Genomic DNA, 3,137 nt, shown 5'->3' on the forward strand with positions numbered 1-3,137 from the left:
GGACGCCTCTACGAGGTTGGACTTCGCGGCGCCGAGCCCGACCGCGCGGTCGAGCGCCTCCGCGCGCATCGCGAGCAGCCGCTCACGCACCTCGTCGGCGCCCGCCCCCCGTGCCCCGCTCCACACGCGCCACCCTCGCACCCCCCGCTGACCCCCGCAGCCCGCTGTCGCCCCACTCTCGCCCCCAGCGGAGCGGAGGCGTGACCGGCCGGCTCGCCAGGTCGTCAGGTGCAGGTGTGGTCGTCCGGTGAAGCAGACGACTTCGCGGACTGCTGACGACCTCACGCGGGAGGAGCTCACGGTGGAACCACACGAACCGGTGCGGCCGGTACGGGCGTCGTCCCGCACGAGGTGGCCGTCGTCGCCGACGAACCGACCGTCTCCGAGCATCACCGCGACGTCGACGTGCTCAGGGAATCGCTCGCGCAGCCAGGTGCCCATGGTCGGCCCCGGTGCCGGGCGGGCGGGGTCGCGGTCGGGCGTGCGCACCCACCCGGCGGCCAGGACGAGCGCCACGACGCTGCCCGCGTGGGCGTTCGTGATCACAGCCCCGCCGTAGGAGTGCGCGACCAGGACGACGGGCCGTCGGTCGAGCCGACGAGGTCCTGGATGTCAGCCGCGTCGGAGACGTGGGGTCGTCAGGTTGTGGTGGCGACCCACATCTCTCTGACGACCTCACGCGGTAGGCGACTCGGCCGAGGGCCCGGCGGACTGGACGTGGCCTGTGGGGTGAGGGTGCACACGTGCCGTCGATCCAGTTCGGTAGGCGAACTCGCCTGCGCGGGGCTCGAGGGGAGGAGTGCAGTCGTACCGAGGGCACACACGAGGCGTCTCCCCCAAGCCCCCAAGCCCGCAGAGAACTCCATCGCAAAACCAGCAACGAAGGTCCGGGCGATCCGGTAGTTTGCACCACATAGACCGCGTAGCAATGCGCACGGCCAGGGGGAAATGATGCAACGCGTGCGAGTACTGCCAGCAGTCGCCGCCATCATGACGATGTCTGTAGCGTGCGCCGGGCTGGGCGCAGCTGCGGCACCGTCGCCGGTGGACGCCGTCATCGCGACCGGATTTGTGCGCGGCGCAGACGGCGAGGCTCTCGCTGGCTATCCGATTCAAGCGCTACTCGACCCCACCGCCGAGGAGTTTGAAGCACCACCTGGCGTAGCCATTCCCTACACGCCGCTCGCGTCCACCGTTACTGACGCCGCGGGACGCTATCGCCTTTCCATCGCCCCGGAGGACGTCCCACCGCGTGCCGCCGGGACTACCTTGCCGATCGCGGTAACAATCCTTGGCATAGACGAACGGGGCCTGGTTAGCCAGACCGTCAGCATGACGGTCAAGAGCTCGGCGTGGTCTGTGTCCGATGCCGACATCGACATTACGAACGACGTACCGTCGGTGGAGAACGACGGCGCTGTGACACGCTCCGGCGCCGACCGCATTAGCCCGCCCGTGACACGCCTGAACGCGAGCGAGGGAAACAACCCGCAACTCGGGGGCTCGACAGAGGCAAGGATAGGGGCAGCGCCGGTACCCCTGCGGATGGCTCATGTCGAGCGCGCAGCGAGCGGCGCTGCGAGCGTTGACTTCACGGTGCGGGTTCCCGCGACGGATGGGGAGAACGTTGAGCTCCTTGCCGACGGCGAGGCTAGCCGAGACTCCAGCGGGGCAACCTCAGACACACTCGCCGCCAGTATTCCGAAGGAGATCAGTAAGAAGTGCGTGAACGCGCGGGTGATCATGGGCTCTACGGGAAGAAAGAAGTCTGTCTACGTCGACACCGCTAAGGTCAGATCCATGGGCGGCACGACCAGCACTTGGCAGTACGAGAGCACCAAGACTACACAGATGGAACTTTCCATCATGTATGGCACGTCCACTTTCGTTGGCGGCGGCGGCCTGGCAAACTCCACCACAAATAGCGCTGGCAGCAGTTTCGACGGCCCTAAGAACAAGGGCATAGTGCATAGTCTGCAATGGGAGTTCGATGAATTGAAGTACCTCTGCAACAACAGCAGCGGCAACTACGACTCCGGATATCGTCAGTGGCGCCCCCGGAAATGGACCATGGGCGCAACTTCCAGGACGTGGACGCCGTTTGTGTGCTCGCCTCAGAATCACATCACTACCACCGCCAAGTCTTTCTGGCGGTCCAATAACAAGGCGGTAACATCGTCGGGGGCGTTCAAGATCGGGGGGTGGCTAAGCGCCTCCCAGAAGTTCACGACTGGCACCTCCGGCCGAATCACCTACACGAAGGTTTCATCGAGCGCCACGGCGAAGGTCAGCTACTGCGGCAACAATGGCGGCCCGTCGGTTGCGGACATCACCATCGAAGGCAAGCCGCCGTCGAGCGGAGACCCGGTATGACCGCCGCACCAGGCGAGTCCTACACCGACGCCGCGCCTGACGTGCCTCTGGTACAGCCCAGGCGCGCGGCGCGGCGAGTCGGCGCTTGGGCGGCCACGACCGTCGCTGTCGTCGCTGTGGCACTCACGGCCTGGCTTATCCTGCGGACGGTCCCCGACGGCCCACTGGAGGGCAGCGACGACGCTGGTGTGGTCGTAGACGCGTTCCCTGCCGGTTCGTGGGTGACCTTCGGCCTGCAGGACCTGACGAACCCTGGCGATGAGGACATCATCATCGAGCACGTCGAGGTCCTGTTCGGGGACGTGCCGGTAGAGGTCGCCGAACAGATCGACGCGATTGGGGCGGAGCGGGTTGACCAACGCGGCTACAACCTGTTCGACGTCGCAGATGGCTGGCCCCGGCCTGCAGGCAAGCCTGTCGAGGGCATGACGATCGACGCGGGCGACAGCATCGGCCTTGAGCTCTACATCGGCGTCAAGGTCCCTGATGCGCGGGTTGGTATAGGGACTCTCGCAGGCGTTCGGGTGAAGTACCGTGCTGCCGGAGTTCGATACGGGAAGACGTTCCGTACCGAGCTCACGATCTGTCCGCTCGGCAGCGCGGCAAAGTGCGACGCCTACGAGCCGCCGAGAACCGAGTAGCCGTCCGTGGCAGTCCGTCGTGGGTGCGACCCACGACGGCGGAGGGAGGCGTGCGCGACGCACGTGGTCGCGGTCGGTCGTGCGCGCAGCCGCTCCGGGTCGATCGGCTCTCCCCCGACGACG

General features: G+C 66.7%; 3 protein-coding genes and 1 pseudogene. 2 read left to right on the forward strand and 2 right to left on the reverse strand.

Annotated elements, in window-relative coordinates; translation table 11 throughout:
* Positions 1 to 546 (reverse strand): annotated as a pseudogene (locus tag CGE01nite_RS17425) (hypothetical protein); the annotation flags it as partial.
* Positions 547 to 1,044: 498 nt separating this feature from the next.
* Between CGE01nite_RS17425 and CGE01nite_RS16640 the strand changes: the two are divergent.
* A complete protein-coding gene (locus CGE01nite_RS16640) occupies positions 1,045 to 2,373 on the forward strand; it encodes a hypothetical protein (RefSeq protein WP_141371769.1) in 1,329 nt (442 codons plus the stop codon).
* Positions 2,370 to 3,014: a hypothetical protein gene (locus CGE01nite_RS16645; RefSeq protein ID WP_141371770.1), complete on the forward strand. Its 645-nt coding sequence runs from the start codon at positions 2,370 to 2,372 to the stop codon at positions 3,012 to 3,014. The genes CGE01nite_RS16640 and CGE01nite_RS16645 overlap by 4 nt, the downstream gene beginning before the upstream one ends.
* Here CGE01nite_RS16645 and CGE01nite_RS17585 read toward each other — a convergent pair.
* Positions 2,990 to 3,137: TraR/DksA family transcriptional regulator (locus tag CGE01nite_RS17585; RefSeq protein WP_174773476.1), on the reverse strand; the 148-nt coding region annotated here is incomplete at its 5' end. The genes CGE01nite_RS16645 and CGE01nite_RS17585 overlap by 25 nt on opposite strands.

This window comes from Cellulomonas gelida, assembly GCF_006538725.1.
Lineage (GTDB): Bacteria > Actinomycetota > Actinomycetes > Actinomycetales > Cellulomonadaceae > Cellulomonas > Cellulomonas gelida.